The sequence below is a fragment of the Actinoplanes awajinensis subsp. mycoplanecinus genome (assembly GCF_001509495.1).
GTDB lineage: Bacteria > Actinomycetota > Actinomycetes > Mycobacteriales > Micromonosporaceae > Actinoplanes > Actinoplanes palleronii.
On sequence record NZ_LLZH01000268.1, the window covers coordinates 74204 to 90399 of the forward strand.

The 16196-nt window shown below is 71.8% G+C and carries 14 protein-coding genes; 7 read left to right on the forward strand and 7 right to left on the reverse strand.

Annotated elements, in window-relative coordinates:
* Window positions 1–65: 65 nt before the first annotated feature.
* On the reverse strand, window positions 66–1361 hold the full coding sequence (locus ADL15_RS25775) for an aspartate aminotransferase family protein (protein WP_067696348.1): 1296 nt from the start codon (window positions 1359–1361) through the stop codon (window positions 66–68).
* 38 nt (window positions 1362–1399) lie between these two features.
* Complete coding sequence (locus ADL15_RS25780) at window positions 1400–2764, reverse strand: aminotransferase-like domain-containing protein (RefSeq protein ID WP_067696351.1); 1365 nt, start codon at window positions 2762–2764, stop codon at window positions 1400–1402.
* Window positions 2765–2952: 188 nt separating this feature from the next.
* Between ADL15_RS25780 and ADL15_RS25785 the strand changes: the two genes are divergently transcribed.
* The 7 genes from ADL15_RS25785 to ADL15_RS25815 are packed head-to-tail and all read left to right on the forward strand — an operon-like array spanning window position 2953 to window position 9742.
* Window positions 2953–3795, forward strand: a complete 843-nt coding sequence (locus ADL15_RS25785; protein ID WP_067696354.1) for a nitrilase-related carbon-nitrogen hydrolase — start codon at window positions 2953–2955, stop codon at window positions 3793–3795.
* Window positions 3792–5192, forward strand: a complete 1401-nt coding sequence (gene hydA / locus ADL15_RS25790; RefSeq protein ID WP_067696357.1) for a dihydropyrimidinase — start codon at window positions 3792–3794, stop codon at window positions 5190–5192. The genes ADL15_RS25785 and hydA overlap by 4 nt, the downstream gene beginning before the upstream one ends.
* Window positions 5193–5205: 13 nt before the next feature.
* Window positions 5206–6201 (forward strand): TIGR03842 family LLM class F420-dependent oxidoreductase, encoded by a 996-nt coding sequence (locus tag ADL15_RS25795; RefSeq protein ID WP_067696360.1) that lies wholly within the window; start codon window positions 5206–5208, stop codon window positions 6199–6201.
* Window positions 6198–7040, forward strand: a complete 843-nt coding sequence (locus tag ADL15_RS25800) for an ABC transporter permease (RefSeq protein WP_067696363.1) — start codon at window positions 6198–6200, stop codon at window positions 7038–7040. The genes ADL15_RS25795 and ADL15_RS25800 overlap by 4 nt, the downstream gene beginning before the upstream one ends.
* Complete coding sequence (locus ADL15_RS25805; protein ID WP_067696366.1) at window positions 7037–7807, forward strand: ABC transporter ATP-binding protein; 771 nt, start codon at window positions 7037–7039, stop codon at window positions 7805–7807. Before ADL15_RS25800 ends, ADL15_RS25805 begins: the two co-directional genes overlap by 4 nt.
* Entirely contained in the window at window positions 7804–8571 is a 768-nt protein-coding gene (locus ADL15_RS25810) for an ABC transporter permease (protein ID WP_067696369.1), read from the forward strand. Before ADL15_RS25805 ends, ADL15_RS25810 begins: the two co-directional genes overlap by 4 nt.
* 31 nt (window positions 8572–8602) lie before the next feature.
* On the forward strand, window positions 8603–9742 hold the full coding sequence (locus ADL15_RS25815; RefSeq protein WP_067696372.1) for an ABC transporter substrate-binding protein: 1140 nt from the start codon (window positions 8603–8605) through the stop codon (window positions 9740–9742).
* A gap of 1 nt (window position 9743) precedes the next feature.
* Here ADL15_RS25815 and ADL15_RS25820 read toward each other — a convergent pair whose 3' ends face one another.
* Genes ADL15_RS25820 through ADL15_RS25840 form a run of 5 tightly spaced genes read right to left on the reverse strand, consistent with a single transcriptional unit; the run spans window position 9744 to window position 16149 of the window.
* Window positions 9744–10520, reverse strand: a complete 777-nt coding sequence (locus tag ADL15_RS25820) for a hypothetical protein (protein ID WP_067696560.1) — start codon at window positions 10518–10520, stop codon at window positions 9744–9746.
* Window positions 10521–10568: 48 nt separating this feature from the next.
* On the reverse strand, window positions 10569–11453 hold the full coding sequence (locus tag ADL15_RS25825) for an SCO6745 family protein (RefSeq protein ID WP_083971733.1): 885 nt from the start codon (window positions 11451–11453) through the stop codon (window positions 10569–10571).
* Window positions 11441–11947 carry a hypothetical protein gene (locus ADL15_RS25830; RefSeq protein ID WP_067696375.1) on the reverse strand — a complete coding sequence of 169 codons (507 nt, stop codon included), beginning with the start codon at window positions 11945–11947 and terminating at the stop codon, window positions 11441–11443. The genes ADL15_RS25825 and ADL15_RS25830 overlap by 13 nt, the downstream gene beginning before the upstream one ends.
* A gap of 36 nt (window positions 11948–11983) precedes the next feature.
* Complete coding sequence (locus ADL15_RS25835; RefSeq protein WP_067696378.1) at window positions 11984–14308, reverse strand: putative bifunctional diguanylate cyclase/phosphodiesterase; 2325 nt, start codon at window positions 14306–14308, stop codon at window positions 11984–11986.
* The gene (locus tag ADL15_RS25840) at window positions 14305–16149 is read right to left on the reverse strand and encodes a sensor domain-containing diguanylate cyclase (protein WP_067696381.1); all 1845 of its coding nucleotides are present in this window, start codon (window positions 16147–16149) and stop codon (window positions 14305–14307) included. The genes ADL15_RS25835 and ADL15_RS25840 overlap by 4 nt, the downstream gene beginning before the upstream one ends.
* Between the last annotated feature and the right edge of the window lie 47 nt (window positions 16150–16196).

A 16196-nucleotide genomic window follows, 5' to 3' on the forward strand; every position in this document is an offset into this window, starting at 1 on the left:
TGGTTCTCAGGGGTGCCTCAGCACGGCTGAGGCACCCCTGAGAACCAGCCACCGACCCGGCGGCGTCAGGAAATCCGGGACTCGGCGTCGGCGGTCGCGATCGCGTCGGCCAGGATCGCGAGGCCTTCGCGGGCCTCCTCCTCGGTCAGGGTCAGCGGCGGCCCGATCCGGATCACGTTGCCGTACAGGCCGCCCTTGCCGACCAGCAGACCGCCGGCCCGGCACAGGTCGAAGACCCGCAGCGTCGCGACCGGGTCCGGCTCGCCGGTGCCGGGCCGCGTGAACTCCAGGCCGATCATCAGCCCGCGACCGCGGACTTCACCCAAAATGTCGTACGAGAGCGCGCGCAGCCCGTCCAGCAGCACCGCGCCGACCCGCTTGGCGTTGCCCTGCAGGTCGTGCGAGAGCACGTAGTCGAGCACCGCGTTGCCGGCCGCCGCGCTGACCGGGTTCCCGCCGAAGGTGGAGAAGCTGATCGCCGGCACCGCGTTCATCACCTCGGCCCGCCCGACCACCCCGCCGAGCGCGAACCCGTTCCCGATCCCCTTGGCGAAAGTGATCAGATCCGGGGTGACGCCGTGCGCCTGGTGGCCCCAGAAGTGGTCGCCGGTGCGGCCCCAGCCGGTCTGCACCTCGTCGGCGATCAGCAGGATGCCGTGCTCGGCGAGCACCTTCCGGTATGCCCCGAGCAGCCCGTCCGGCCCGGCCACGAACCCGCCGACACCCTGGATCGGCTCGGCGATCAGCCCGGCCACGTCGCCGGCGCTGACCGTGGCGAGCACCTCTCGCAGGTCGTCCACCGCCGCGTCGATGAGATCGCTGTCGGACAGCCCGGCCATCCGCCCGCGGAGCCGGTCGGCCGACGCGAGCCAGTGCACGGTGAGCGGGCTGAGCGAGCTGGACGACCAGCTGCGATGCCCGGTGACCGCCATCGTGGCGAAGGTCCGGCCGTGGTAGCCGTTCTTGATCGCCAGGATCTGGTTGGAGCGGCGCAGGTTCGTGGCGAACAGCAGCGCCGACTCGTTCGCCTCGGTGCCGGAGTTGGTGAAGAACACCCGGGCGTCCGGGATGCCGGAGACCCGGGCGATCTTCTCGGCCAGCTCGACCTGCTGCCGGATCAGGTAGAGCGTCGAGGTGTGCGCCACGCCCGTACCGACCTGGGCGCGGACCGCGTCGCTGATCTCGGCGATGTCGTAGCCGACCATCGTGGTCAGCACGCCGCCGAAGAAGTCGAGGTAGGAGCGCCCGGCCGCGTCGGTGACCCGGCGGCCGGAGCCGGCCACGATCTCCAGCGCGTCGTCGCCGTAGTAGACGGGCATCCAGGTGGGCATCACGGCGCGATGCCGGTCCAGCAGGGACATGTCAGGCTCCTGATCGTGAGTTCGACGAGAACGGGGGATCACCGCCAGCCGTGCGGGTGCCCACGGCCGCGGGGGCCGCTGCCGCGGCCGGTCTGGAAGGCGGCCGCGGCGAGCGCCGTGGCCAGGTCGGTCTGCCCGCCGGACACCAGGCCGGCGGTCAGGCGCAGGTGGTCGCTGCCGAGCGGGGTGACGCAGAACGGCGCGCCGGGCGCCGCGGCGATGCCGTGCGCGGCCAGGGTGACCATCGCGTTCTGCTGATCCGGAACGGACATCCAGAGGTTGATGCCGTCGGCCGCGGTGGCCGTCACGCCGTGCCCGCCGAGCGCCGCGAGCAGGGCGGCCCGCCGCTCGGCGTAGATCCCGCGGGCCTCGGCGACCCGCGCGATGGTCCGGGCGTCGGTGAGCAGGTCCAGCAGCACACCCTGCAGCAGCCGGCTGGACCAGCCCGGCCCGAGCAGCCGCCGGTCGATCACCTGCTCGACCACGGCGGCCGGTCCGCCGATCGCGGCCAGCCGCAGGTCCGGGCCGTGACTCTTGGAGAAGCTGGCCACGTGCACGGTCCGGCCGGGCAGGTGGGTGCCGAGGCTGACCGGCGGCGCGGTGGCGATGTCCCCGGCGTGGTCGTCCTCCACCACCAGCAGGCCGGGCGCGTCCCGGAGCAGGCCGGCCAGCGCGGCGGCACGCCCGGCGGTCATGCTCACCCCGGTCGGGTTCTGCGCCCGGGGCTGCAGGAACAACGCCACCGGCCGGCGCTCGCCGAGCACCTGGCGCAGCACCTCCGGGTCGAGGCCGTGCTCGTCGAGCGGTACCCCGATCACGGTGGCGCCGAGCGTCTGGAGCAGGTCGAGCAGCGGCGGGAAGGCCGGGTTCTCGACCAGCACGTGGTCGCCGTAGCGCAGCACCGCCGAGGCGATCCGGTCCAGGGCGTCCATCGCGCCGTCGACCACGGTGAGCCGCTCGGGCGGGAACGGCCAGCGCTCGCGCAGCACCGCTTCGAGCTCCGGCAGCACCGGCTCCTCGAGGTAGCTGCCGGCCCAGCGGCCGTCCCCGATCCGGCGCAGCGCGCCGCTCAGGTCGGGCAGCAGCCCCGGGTCCGGCACGCCGGTGGAGAGGTCGGTCGCCAGGGTCACCGGCGGCCGGCTGAGCCGGGAGAACCGGGGCTTGGCCAGGCCGGAGACGAACGTCCCGGACCGGCCCCGGGTCTCGATCGCGCCGGCCAGGGTGAGGTTGCGCCAGGCCTCGCTGACCGTGGTGGGGCTGACGCCGAGCTCGCCGGCGACGGCGCGCACGGTGGGCAGCCGCTCCCCTGCCGGCAACCGGCCGGCGGTGATCAATCGGCTCACGGCCGCGGCAATTCCCCGGGCGCTGCGGTCCTCGACCGCCCCGGTGATCAGGGGAAGCAAATTACCTCTCCGAAACAATCGGTTACATACCAGCAATTGTTCGCTTGAATGTGTGTCGTTAAGGTCCTACGGCATCGGACGGCGACAAGCAAGACCTGGCGCTGGTGGTATGACAGGGAGTAGACACACGATCACAGGCGCTTTTGCGGCGCACTGCGCGTGCGGGAGATCAACAGAAAGGGGTCGTCATGACGACCGGAGTCGTTCGCGCCGCCCTCGTCCAAACGAATTGGACGGGCGACAAAGAATCGATGATCAAGGCACACGAGGACTACGCTCGTGACGCCGCCGCCCAGGGTGCGAAGGTCATCTGCTTCCAGGAGCTGTTCTACGGGCCGTACTTCTGCCAGGTGCAGGACGCCGCGTTCTACGAGTACGCCGAGGCCATCCCGGGCCCGACGACCGAACGCTTCCAGGCCCTCGCCGCCGAGCTCGGCATGGTGATGATCCTGCCGATGTACGAGAAGGAGCAGGAGGGCGTCCTCTACAACACGGCCGCCGTCCTGGACGCCGACGGCACGTACCTCGGCAAGTACCGCAAGAACCACATCCCGCAGGTCAAGGGCTTCTGGGAGAAGTTCTACTTCCGTCCCGGCAACCTCGGCTACCCGGTGTTCGACACCGCGGTCGGCCGGGTCGGCGTCTACATCTGCTACGACCGGCACTTCCCGGAGGGCTGGCGGGCGCTCGGCCTCAACGGCGCGCAGATCGTCTTCAACCCGTCGGCGACCAGCCGGGGCCTGTCCAGCTATCTCTGGCAGCTGGAGCAGCCGGCCAGCGCGGTGGCGAACGAGTACTTCATCGGCGCGATCAACCGGGTCGGCGTCGAGGACCTGGGCGAGAACGACTTCTACGGGCAGACGTACTTCGTCGACCCGGAGGGCAAGTTCGTCGGCGAGGTCGGCGACACGCACCACCCCGAGCTGATCATCCGGGACCTGGACCTGAGCCTGCTCGGCACGGTCCGCGACCGCTGGCAGTTCTACCGCGACCGCCGCCCGGACAGCTACAACGGGCTGGTGCAACCGTGAGCATCCTGATCAAGGGTGGCACCGTGGTCGGGCCGACCGGGGCGAGCCCCGCCGACGTGCTGATCGACGGCGAGACCATCGTCGCGCTGTTCGCACCCGGCCAGGCGCCCGAGGGCCCCGAGGTCATCGACGCGACCGGCAAGTACGTGATCCCGGGCGCCATCGACGCGCACACCCACATGCAGATGCCGTTCGGCGGGACACAGGCCAGCGACACCTTCGACACCGGCACCAAGGCCGCGGCGATCGGCGGCACCACCACGATCATCGACTTCGCCATCCAGAAGTACGGCGAGGTGGTCCAGGACGGGCTGGCCGCCTGGCACGGCAAGACCGCCGACCAGTGCCACATCGACTACGGCTTCCACATGATCCTCGGCGGGGTCGACGACGACTCGCTCAAGGCCATGGACCAGCTCGTGGCGACCGAGGGCATCACCAGCTTCAAGCTGTTCATGGCGTACCCCGGGGTGTTCTACTCCGACGACGGTCAGATCCTGCGGGCGATGCAGAAGGCGCGCGACAACGGCGCGATGATCATGATGCACGCGGAGAACGGCCCGGCCATCGACGTGCTGGTGAAGCAGGCCCTGGAGCGCGGCGAGACGGATCCGAAGTTCCACGGCCTGACCCGGCCGCAGGAGCTCGAGGCGGAGGCCACCAGCCGGGCGATCTGGCTGGCCAGCGTCGCCGCCGACTGCCCGCTCTACATCGTGCACCTGTCCGCGTCGAAGGCTCTCGAGCAGGTGCGCAATGCCCGGGACCTGGGCCGCAACGTGTTCGCCGAGACCTGCCCGCAGTACCTCTACCTGACCCTGGAGGACCAGCTCGGCGCGCCCGGTTTCGAGGGCGCCAAGTGGGTCTGCTCCACCCCGCTGCGCAGCGGCGAGGAGAGCCACCGGGCCGATCTGTGGCAGGGCCTGCGCACCAACGACCTGTCCGTGGTGTCGACCGACCACTGCCCGTTCTGCATGAAGGATCAGAAGGAGATGGGCATCGGCGACTTCTCCAAGATCCCGAACGGCATCGGCAGCGTCGAGCACCGGGTGGACCTGCTCTACCAGGGTGTGGTCGACGGCAAGCTGTCGCTGGCCCGCTGGGTGGAGACGATCGCGACGACACCGGCCCGGATGTTCGGCATGTACCCGAAGAAGGGCATCATCGCGCCCGGCTCGGACGCCGACATCGTGCTCTACGACCCGAACGGGCGCACCCGGATCAGCGTCGAGACGCACCACATGAACATGGACTACTCGGCCTGGGAGGGCTGGGAGATCGACGGCAAGGTCGACACGGTCCTGTCCCGCGGCGAGGTGATCTCCCGGAACGGCGAGTACACCGGCCGTCCCGGCCGCGGGAAGTACGTCCCGCGCGGCCTCTCCGACTACCTGCTCTGAACGGAGGGCGCACATGGACATCGGTGTGGTGATGCAGAACGACCCACCCGCGCTCGCCCTCGTCGACTGGGCGAAGAAGGCCGAGGCGGCCGGCTTCAGCCACTTCTGGACGTTCGACTCGCACGTGCTCTGGCAGGAGCCGTACGTGGTCTACTCGGCGATCCTCGGCGCGACCGACCGGATCGTGGTGGGGCCGATGGTGACCAACCCGGGCACCCGGGACTGGACGGTCACCGCCTCGGCCTTCGCCACGCTCAACGAGATGTACGGCAACCGGACCGTCTGCGGCATCGGCCGGGGCGACTCGGCGCTGCGGGTCCTCGGCCTCACGCCGCAGACCCTCGGCCAGCTCCGGGAGAGCGTCCAGGTGATCAAGGGCCTGGGCAACGGGGAGAAGGTGACCGTCCGGGGCAACGAGATCCAGTTCGCCTGGGCCGCGGAGAGCAGCCTCGAGGTGTGGGTCGCGGCGTACGGTCCCAAGGCTCTGGCCCTGACCGGCGAGGTCGGTGACGGTTACATCCTGCAGCTCGCCGACCCGGACATCGCGGAATGGATGATCACGGCGGTGCGGCAGGCCGCGAAGAAGGCCGGGCGCGACCCGGAGTCGATCACGTTCTGCGTGGCGGCGCCGGCCTACGTCGGTGACGACCTGGCGCACGCCCGGGAGCAGACCCGCTGGTTCGGCGGGATGGTCGGCAACCACGTGGCCGACATCGTGGCCCGGTACGGCGAGAGCGGCGCGGTGCCGCAGGCGCTGACCGACTACATCAAGGCGCGGCAGAGCTACGACTACGCCGAGCACGGACGGGCCGGCAACAGCCACACCACGTTCGTGCCGGACGAGATCGTGGACCGGTTCTGCGTCCTGGGCCCGGTGGAGAACCACGTCAAACGCCTCGAACAGCTCAAGGCGCTCGGCGTGGACCAGTTCGCCGTCTACCTGCAGCACGACAACAAGGCCGAGACCCTCGCCGCCTACGGCGAGCACATCATCCCGGCGTTCTCGTGAGGCGCGCGCTCGCGATCCTGGCCGGCATCGTCACCCTGGCGCTGCTCTGGGAGGGCTACAAGGCGGTCGGCGACCCGGAGGGGACGGTGCTGTTCGGCGTACGGGTGCTGCCCCGCGCCGACGACCTCTCCATGCCGCACCTGTGGACCGTCCTGCAACGCCTGGGCCGGCCCGAGCTGGCCGGCGGTGACCCGGTGTGGCAGGTGGTGCTGCGCGCCTGCCTGTTCACGCTCGGGATCACCGCGGCCGGGTTCCTGGCCGGCACCCTGGTCGGGCTGCTGCTGGCGATGGCCATGCAGCGGTTCCGGATCGTCGAGCGCGGGCTTCTTCCGTACGTGATCCTGTCCCAGACCGTGCCACTGGTGGCGCTCGCGCCGCTGGTGGCCGGTTGGGGCGGCACGCTGATGCCGGCCTGGGCGACCGTCGCGGTGATCGCGGCGTACCTGGCCTTCTTCCCGGTCGCGGTCGGGATGCTGCGTGGCTTGCAGTCGCCGTCCGCCAGCGGCGCCGAGCTGATGCGCAGTTATGCCGCGGGGTGGTGGCGCACGCTGGTGAAGCTCCGCTTCCCGGCGGCGCTGCCCTACCTCTTCCCGGCGCTGCGGCTGGCCGGCGCGGCGGCCGTGGTCGGCGCGGTGGTCGGCGAGATCTCCACCGGCACCCGGGGCGGGATCGGCCGCCTGATCATCGAGTACTCCCGGGAGGCCACCTCGGATCCCGCCAAGGTCTACACGGCCATGCTCGGAGCGGCGCTGCTCGGGCTGGTCGTCGCGGGCGCCGTCAGTCTGCTGGAGGTACCGCTGATGCGGCACCGCCGCCACGTGGAAGTGGTGACTCTGTGAGTGCCGTGGTCATCGACAACGTCGTGAAAATCTTCAACCAGGGCCGCAGCGACGAGGTCCTCGCGCTGTCCGACGTCGATCTCACCGTCGGCGACGGCGAGTTCGTCTCGCTGATCGGGCCGTCCGGCTGCGGCAAGAGCACCCTGCTCCGGCTGATCGCCGACCTGATCCCGGCGACCACCGGCACCGTCACGGTGGCCGGCAAGCCGGCCGGGCAGGCCCGCCGCGAGCAGGCGTACGGTCTCGCCTTCCAGCAGGCCGGCCTCTTCGAGTGGCGCACGGTCCGCAAGAACGTGGAACTCCCCCTGGAGTTGCGCGGCATCGGCCGGGCCGAGCGCAGGACCCGCGCCGAACAGATGCTGGCGCTGGTCGGGCTCGCCGACTTCGCCGGGCACTACCCCGGCCAGCTCTCCGGCGGCATGCAGCAGCGGGTGGCGATCGCCCGGGCCCTCGCCGTGCAGCCGCCGCTGCTGCTGATGGACGAGCCGTTCGGCGCGCTCGACGAGATGACCCGGGAGCACCTGCAGTCCGAGCTGCTGTCGATCTGCGCCACCACCGGGACCAGCACGGTCTTCGTCACCCACTCGATCTCCGAGGCGGTGTTCCTCTCCGACCGGGTGGTGGTGATGTCGGCCCGGCCCGGCCGGATCACCGCGTCGATCGCGGTCGACCTGCCGTCCCGGGACGACGCCGGCCGGCAGTCCCCGGCCTTCTTCGAGAAGATCACCGAGGTCCGCCAGGCCCTGCGAGGGGTTCCGGTGGCATGAGACGCGCCCTTCCCTCGCTGGTACCACCCCTGCTCTTCGGCATCCTGGCCCTGGCCGGCTGGGAGCTGTTCGTCACGCTCGGCCGGGTCGCGCCGTTCATCCTGCCCGCGCCGTCGGCGATCTGGCACGAGCTGACCGTGCAGCGCGGCAACGTCTGGGACGCGGCCCTGGCCAGCGGCGCCAACGCGCTGATCGGCCTGGTCGGCGGCACCCTGGTCGCGGTGCTCGCGGCGCTGGCCACCAGCCGGTTCCGGCTGCTCGGCGAGGTGTCGGTGCCGTTCGCCGCGGTGCTCAACGCGCTGCCGATCATCGCGCTCGCGCCGATCCTCAACAACATGTTCGAGTCGACCAGCAGCGTCCCCCGCCGGCTGGTCACCGCGATCGTGGTCTTCTTCCCGGTCTTCCTGAACACGCTGCGCGGCCTGCGCGAGGTGGACCCGGTGCATCAGGAGCTGATGCACACGTACGCGGCCAGCGGCTGGACGTTCGCGGTCAAGGTGCGGCTGCCCGGCGCCCTCGGGCACCTGTTCACCGGCCTGCGCCAGGCCTCGTCGCTCGCGGTGATCGCCGCGGTGGTCGCCGAGTACTTCGGCGGGCTGCAGGACGGGCTGGGCTCGCGGATCACCTCGGCGGCGGCGTTCACGGCGTACCCCCGGGCCTGGGCCTACGTGGCCGGCGCGTGCCTGCTCGGTCTGACTTTCTATCTGGTGACGCTGCTGTTGGAGCGTCTGGCGATGCCGTGGCGTCAGCGGCTGATCGCCTGATCCCCTCGTAACCTAACCGGAAGAGGACACTTTGCGACTGACTCGGATATTTACCGCTATTGCCGCCAGTTCCGCCCTGGTGCTCGCCGGGTGCGGTACCGCCGACCCGGCCAGCACCCCCGCACCGGGCGCCAGCGGCGCGCTCACCCCGATCAAACTGCAGCTGCAGTGGTTCTTCCAGGCCCAGTTCGCCGGCTACATCGCCGCCGTGGACCAGGGCTTCTACAAAGAGCAGGGCCTCGACGTGCAGCTGCTCGAGGGCGGCGTGGACATCGTCCCGCAGACCGTGCTCGCCCAGGGCCGGGCCGACTACGCGGTGGCCTGGGTGCCGAAGGCCCTGGCGTCCCGGGAGCAGGGCGCCGGGATCACCGACGTCGGGCAGATCTTCGGCCGGTCCGGCACCTACCAGGTGGCCTGGAAGGACAGCGGCATCACCAAGGCCGCCGACCTCAAGGGCAAGAAGGTCGGCAACTGGGGCTTCGGCAACGAGTTCGAGCTGTTCGCCGGGATGACCAAGGCCGGGATCGACCCGGGCAAGGACGTCACCCTGGTGCAGCAGCAGTTCGACATGCAGGCGCTGCTGAAGAAGGAGATCGACGCCGCCCAGGCGATGAGCTACAACGAGTACGCCCAGCTCCTGGAGGCGAAGAACCCGAAGACCGGCAAGCAGTACACCGCCGACGACTTCTCGATCATCGATTGGAAGACCGAGGGCTCGTCGATGCTGCAGGACGCGGTCTGGGCGAACACCGAGAAGCTCAACGACCCGGCCTACCAGCAGCAGACGGTGAAGTTCCTGACCGCCACGATCAAGGGCTGGGCGTTCTGCCGGGACAACGCGGAGAAGTGCCGTGACCTGGTCGTCGCGAAGGGTTCCAAGCTCGGCAAGAGCCACCAGCTGTGGCAGATGAACGAGGTCAACAAGCTGGTCTGGCCGGCCACCGGCGGGATCGGCGTGATCGACGAGACGGCCTGGAACCAGACCGTGCAGCTCTCACAGACCACCAAGAACCAGACCGGTGACACCGTGCTGACGAAGGCGCCGGAGGGCCTGGCCTACACGAACGACTACATCAAGCAGGCGATCGAGCAGGCCAAGACCGCCGGCGTCGACGTCAACGGCACCGCGTTCCAGCCCGCGACGGTAACCCTGAACGAGGGCGGGAGTTGAGCTAGATCGGCATGAGCCGGGCGGCGAGGGCGACCGTGGTCAGGTCGCCCTTGCGCAGCTTCGCCGCCGCGTCCCCCTCGCCGAGCCCGGCCAGCCGCACCGCCGACGCGTCGATCAGCGACTCCTCGCCGTCCAGCAGCCGGCGGGCCAGCCGGGCCTGCGCCGGGCTGAGCTCCGCGTAGGCGCACCGGTCCAGCGCGGTGATGGTGTCGTCGTCCAGCTCGCCGGCCATCGCCCGCTCGGTGACCACCTTCAGCAGCCAGCTCGGCCACCACGAGTACTTGCCGACCACCTGGCCGGAGTGCAGGGCCAGCCGCGGGTCCTGCCCGGCGGAGAGCAGCTTGACCGCGAGGTTCGTGTCGAACCGCTCCAGCCGCAGCGCCGCGACGAACGACCGCAGGATCACCTGGGGCTTCAGGAACGGCTCGGCCGCGTGCGCCGCGTCGCCGGTCCGGCCCTGCAGCAGGTAGATCAGCGCCCGCGCCTCGCGCAGCTCGAACCCGTCGCTCGACCGCTCCTCGAGCCGGTCGACGGTGGCGGCCAGCCGGGCCACCGCCTGCTCGGCCCGCACCGACAGCTCCTCGCTGGCCGGCTTGTTCAGGAACCGCACCATGATGTTCAGCGCGATCTCGGCCTCCCGGCGCAGCAGCGGCGACGGGATCTTGGCAACGATCTCGTCGCCCAGGCTCTCGGTCAGAGAGCCCAGGTCGAATCTGTCGGAGACCTGCTGGAACTGGTCCCACCACGACGCGGGGTGCTGCTGCGGCTGTCGGATCACGTGACCAAGCGTGACCCGTTTGCTACCGAGCGACAAGCGTTTTGGGCATCATGCGGGGTGCGAACGATCACCGGTGGAAGATGTCAGACCGGCCGGGTCCAGCAGGCCGGCCTTGACGACGACCCGGCTCAACGGCCGGGTCAGCTCGGCCAGCCGAAGGCACCCCGCGTCACCCAGAGTGGCGTAGGCGGGCTCGGCCAACCGGTCGGTGGTCGCCTCCAGCTCGGCGCCGAGCCGGCGGCCCTCGTCGGAGAGCTCGTCGCCGGCCAGCAGCCCGCGCTCGCGCAGCCCGTCGGCGGCGGCCGCCCACTGCTCCGGCCTCCAGCCCCGGGAGGCCAGCAGGAACCGGCCGGTGACCTGGTCGGCGGCCCCCTTCAGGACGATCGACTCCAGGCCGCTGATCCCGGCGGTCAGCAGCGCCGCGATGTGCCCGTCGCCGCGGAACTCGCGCAGCAGCATGTGCGCGTGGAAGAGCACCAGGTGCGGTGCGTCCGGCCAGGGCAGCTCGGCGTGCGCGGCGAACAGCGGCCGGCCGTGCGGCATGGTGGCCGCGTGCAGCGCCGCCGTCCGGGCCAGCTCGGCCGCCTCGGCCACCTCCGGGCCGGCCAGCGTCGCGACGCCCAGCGCCCGGGTCAGCGCGGCGTCCGCGACCGCCAGGCGGGTGGCCACCATCTGCTCCGGGGTCACCGTGTCCCACGCGGCCGGGAGGGTCTTGGCGATCACGGCCGGGTTGAAGTTGTAGAACGTGGCGGCCACCAGCGCCGCGCCCGCCGGGCCGAGGGCGGCGGCGCGAGCGGCGAAGTAGCCGCCCATCGGGTGCAGCCCGAGCCGGGCGTAGGCCGCCGGGCCCTCCGGCACCAGGTAGACACAGGCGTGCAGCGGCTCGGTGACCCGCCAGGCCAGGCGGGACGGGCTCTCGGTCACGGTTCCCACGGCAGCTCCTCGGCTTCGGTGACGACGGGCGCGGACCCGGAGTGCTCCGGGGCAGGTCGTTCGGACACGGTAGACCAGCGACCCGACCGGCGGGCTGCCTGGACGGTCACCAGGTGCACCGGCAGCGGCGGCGGCACGAACGGGCCGATGCCCCAGCGCACCCAGATCGCCACCCGGCCGGCGGCGGCCTCGGCGAGCAGCTTGTCGACGGTGCGCTGCCGGTCCAGCCGGTCCACCTCGACCGCGACCGGGGCGGCGCCGCCGGGCCGGGCGCAGGCCACGTCGAGCACCGAGTTGCCGCGCAACGGCGGCGGCAGCGGGACGACGCTGGGCGCGCGGCGGTAGACCCGCCACTGCTGCCAGGTGGCCCACTCCTCGATCGCGGCGAGGATCCGGGCGGTGGCCTCGTCCGCTGTCAGGTCGGCGAAGGTCAGCCGCTCCAGCCAGGTGGCGAGGGAGTGTGCCGTAGAGGTGCCGTCGTCCGCCGTGTCCATTGTCCGTACCCTATCGGGGTCCGGATTTTGATCTTGTCAGGCGGCCGCGGGCAGATCCTTGTCCACCGTCATGACGGTGGACGGGTGCCGGGCCTGCGCGGCGAGCAGCGCGGTGAAGTCCTCGGCGCTGACCGGACGGCCCAGGTGATAGCCCTGCCCGACGGTGTAGCCGAGCCTGAGCAGCCGGTCCGCCTGCTCCTGGTTCTCGATGCCCTCGGCGACCGTGTCCAGGCCCAGCGCGTCGGCGAGCTGGACGACCGCCCGGGCCACCGCCTGCCGGGCACCGGCCGCCGCGCTGCCCGGCTCGTCGACCTCGATGTTGTCGACGAACGACTTGTCCAGCTTGACGATCGCGGCCGGGAACGCGCGCAGCAGGCTGAGCGACGACTCGCCGGTGCCGAAGTCGTCGAGGGCCAGCCGCACCCCCATGTCGTGCACCTCGTGCAGCACCTTGAGCACCTGGTGGCCGCGCAGCACGGCGGACTCGGTCAGCTCCAGCACCAGCCGGTTCGCCGGCAGGCCGGTGTCGGCGAGCGCGGCCCGCACGTCGGCGACGAAGTCCGGGTCGTGCAGCTGGCGCACCGACACGTTCGGCGAGGCCTTGCGCAGCGCGTCCGGGCCGAACTCGGCGAGCCACGCGGCGGCCTGCCGGCACGTCTCGCGCAGCACCCAGCGGCCCAGCGGCACGATCAGGCCGGTCCGTTCGGCGGCCGGGATGAACTCGATCGGCGGCACCGTGCCGCGTTCCGGGTGCACCCAGCGCACCAGCGCCTCCACGCCGACCACCCGGCCGTCACGCAGGTCCACCAGCGGCTGGTAGACCAGCCGGAACTCGCCGGCGTCCAGGGCCCGGCGCAGGTCGCCGCCGAGCTGGGCGTGCGCCTGGGCGGGCTTCTCCATGCCGGGGGCGTACCGGATCCAGTTGGCCTTGCCGCGCTGTTTCGCGGTGTACATCGCGGCGTCCGCGTCGCGCAGCAGGTTCCGGGCCGCGGTGCCGGCCGGCGCCGACGCGATGCCGGCGCTCGCGTGCACCAGCAGCCGGTGCCCGCTGATCGGTGCGGCGATCGCCGTCATGATCCGCCGCGCCACCGCCTCGTCGACGCCGGGCGTGGTGACCAGCACCGCGAACTCGTCACCGGCCAGCCGGGCCGGTTCGCCGTCCGCGCCGGCCGCGACCCGCAGCGTCGCGGCGAACGCGATCAGCAGCTCGTCGCCGACGTCGTGGCCGAGCGAGTCGTTCACCGCGTTGAAGTCGTCCAGGTCGACCAGCAGCACGGTGGCGCCGGTGGTGGCCAGCGCGGCGCCCAGGCGCTCGCGGAACAGCACCCGGTTGCCGAGGCCGGTCAGCGCGTCGTGGGTGGCGTCGTACTGCAGCCGGGCCTCGGAGGCCTCCCGCTCGTGCAGCAGCCGGGTGTTGTCCCGGTTGACCACCCACTGGCGGACCGACACCAGCGTGCTGACCAGGGCGGCGCCGCCGATGACCAGCCGGCCCTCGCCGATCGTGTCCAGCCGGGGCTCGCCGAACAGCACCTGCGCGAGCGGCACGTCGGCGGCCAGCATGGCCAGGTACGGCAACCACGAGTCGGACCGCAGCGTACGGGCGACCGGCGCGTGCCGCTGACGCAGCGCGGCCAGCGTGATCAGCACCGGCACCAGGGGCAGCAGCACCGCCTGGGCCGGGATCGAGCCGTCCTCCGGCCGGGCGACGGCGAGCAGCGCGAACGCCGCGGCGACCAGCCCGGTGCCGGCCACCAGCCGGACCGCGGTGCGATCCACCGGCCCGCCCGGGATGTACGACACCTTGGTGACCGCGCCGGCCGCGAACAGGAACGCCATCAGCACCACGGCGAGCACCCCGGTGCTCCAGCGCTGCTCCGCGGCGAACATCGGGTACAACCCGAAGTGCCCGAGCAGCACGGCGCAGCCGAGGAACGCGATCGACCGGTCCAGCCACTGCCGGCCCCGCTCGGCCCAGCTGGTCACGCCGAGCGGCACGGCGCCGACCCCGATCATCGCGGCCAGCAGTCCGAGACCGATCAGCACGGTGCTGGGCAGCGGCAGGTACGGCAGCGCCGGCGACGAACGGAACGCCGCGACGGCCAGGACCGCGTACCCGGCGGTGAGCAGCACCGTGGCGACCTCGAGCAGCAGCCAGAAGCGGCGGCCGGCCCGGGGCAGCACGACGTCGCGGCGCAACGCGTGCACCGCGGGGACGGCGATCGCGCCGGCGATCGGCATGACCAGGTAGGCCAGGGCGGCCGGGCCGGTCGGGGCCAGGCACCACCAGACGTACCAGAGCACGCCGGTCAGGGCGGTGGCGCCGCTGAGCGCGGCGTAGCGCCAGTGCCGCTCCCCGGTCACCGGGTGAGCTCCCGGGACCGTTGCTTGTCGGCGTACATCCGCAGGTCGGCGACGTGCAGCAGGTTGTCCGGCTGGTCGGCCGGGCCGGACGCCACCCCGATGCTGGTGCCCACCGTGAGCATCCGGCCGCCGAGCTCGACCGGCACGGCCAGCGCCGCGCGCAGCCGGGCGCCGATCCGGTTCGCCTCGTCCTGCCCGGCGCCGACCAGCACGGCGAACTCGTCGCCGCCCAGCCGCGCCGCCAGGTCGTCCGGCCCGCCGCTGGCCAGCAGCTGCGCGGCCACGTGCCGCAGCACCGCGTCGCCGGTGGCGTGCCCGTACGTGTCGTTGATCTGTTTGAACCCGTTCAGGTCGACGAGCAGCACCGCCACCTCGCCGGCGCCGGACTCGCCGATCCGGTCGGTGAACAACCGGCGGTTCGCCAGCCCGGTCAGCGCGTCGTGACCGGCCTGGAACCGCAGCCGTTCACGCAGCTCGCGCTCCTCGGTCATGTCCCGGGCGTTGATCACCACGCCGCTGATCCCGCGCTCGGCGACCAGGTTCACCCCGACCACGGAGAGCCAGCGCCAGCTGTCGTCCTCGTGCTGCACCCGCATCTCGAAGGCCACCTTGGCGCCCGGGGTGGCGTAGACCCCGGCCATCTCGGCGGCGACCCGGTCCGCGTCGTCCGGGTGGATCATGTCGAGCATCTGCCGGCCGACGTACTCGTCGAGGGTGCCCCCGATGATCCGTTCGACGGCCGGGTTCAGGTACTTCACGATGCCGTCGGTCCGTACGATCGCGGTGATGTCGGACGCGTGCCGCAGCAGCGCCTCCTGCCGGCGCTCCCGGCGCCGGATCTCGGCCAGGCTCTCGTCGAGCTGATCGAGCAGGGTGTTGTTCTCGGCCAGCGCGAGCAGCTGCCGGGCCACCACCAGCGCCACGTTGATCAGCAGCCCGGCCAGCGCGCCCCAGGCCGACAGCCCGAGTCCCTGGGTGAGCAGGGTGATCACCAGAGTGCCGGCGCAGACCACCGTGCCCAGGTAGGGCAGCGGGCTGTACCGCCGCCCGGATACGGCCTCCCGGCGGGCCGTCTCGCCCCGCCCGGCCCGCGCCTCCAGCAGCTGCAGCCGCGGCGCCGCGACCATCAGCAGGCACGGGCCGAGCACCAGCAACGACGGGACGATCACCCCGCCGACGCTGGCGGTGGGCAGCAGTACGTTGCCGATCGCCTGCACCGCGGTGGAGGCGACGATCGGGACGGCGGCCGGCATGGCGATCGGGCTCGACCCGCTCAGGCCGACCTTCACGGTCAGGAGGCCGCCGCAGAGCACCACGCCGCAGCCGAACAGCGCGGAGACGTAACCGGCCGCGCCGGCGTCGCCCATCGAGGTGCGGGTCAGCAGGGCCCAGACCACCACGCCGGCCGCGGTGTTCACCGTCGCGGCGTCCAGTGTGACCCGGATCCGGCTGCCCCTCGACCACACCTGACTGGGGTGGACCAGGGCGACACCGACGACCATCAGCACGCCGACCACGCCGAGCAACTGCTGCGCGGGGTGCAAGACGAACGTGTCGCGGCCCGGCTCGGACAGCACGTAGCCCAGCTGGGTGACGTCACCGGCCGCGAAGACCAGCCCGGCGAGGCCCATCACCCGCCAGAACCGCCGGCTCGCCGGGCTCAGCGCGAGCGTGCGCCACACCTGCCGGGACAGCGCGAACAGCGCCAGGTCGGTGAGCGGCGCGACGACCCAGCAGAGCAGCAGTTTCTCCCGGGTGGTACCCAGATCGAGGGCGTAGCCACCGATGACGACCAGGGCCGACAGGACCAACGGGGCCAGCACCGGATCACGCCAGCGCATGCCCCACCCCCTACCGCACCCGAGTCACATCCGTCCTTGCAGCGATC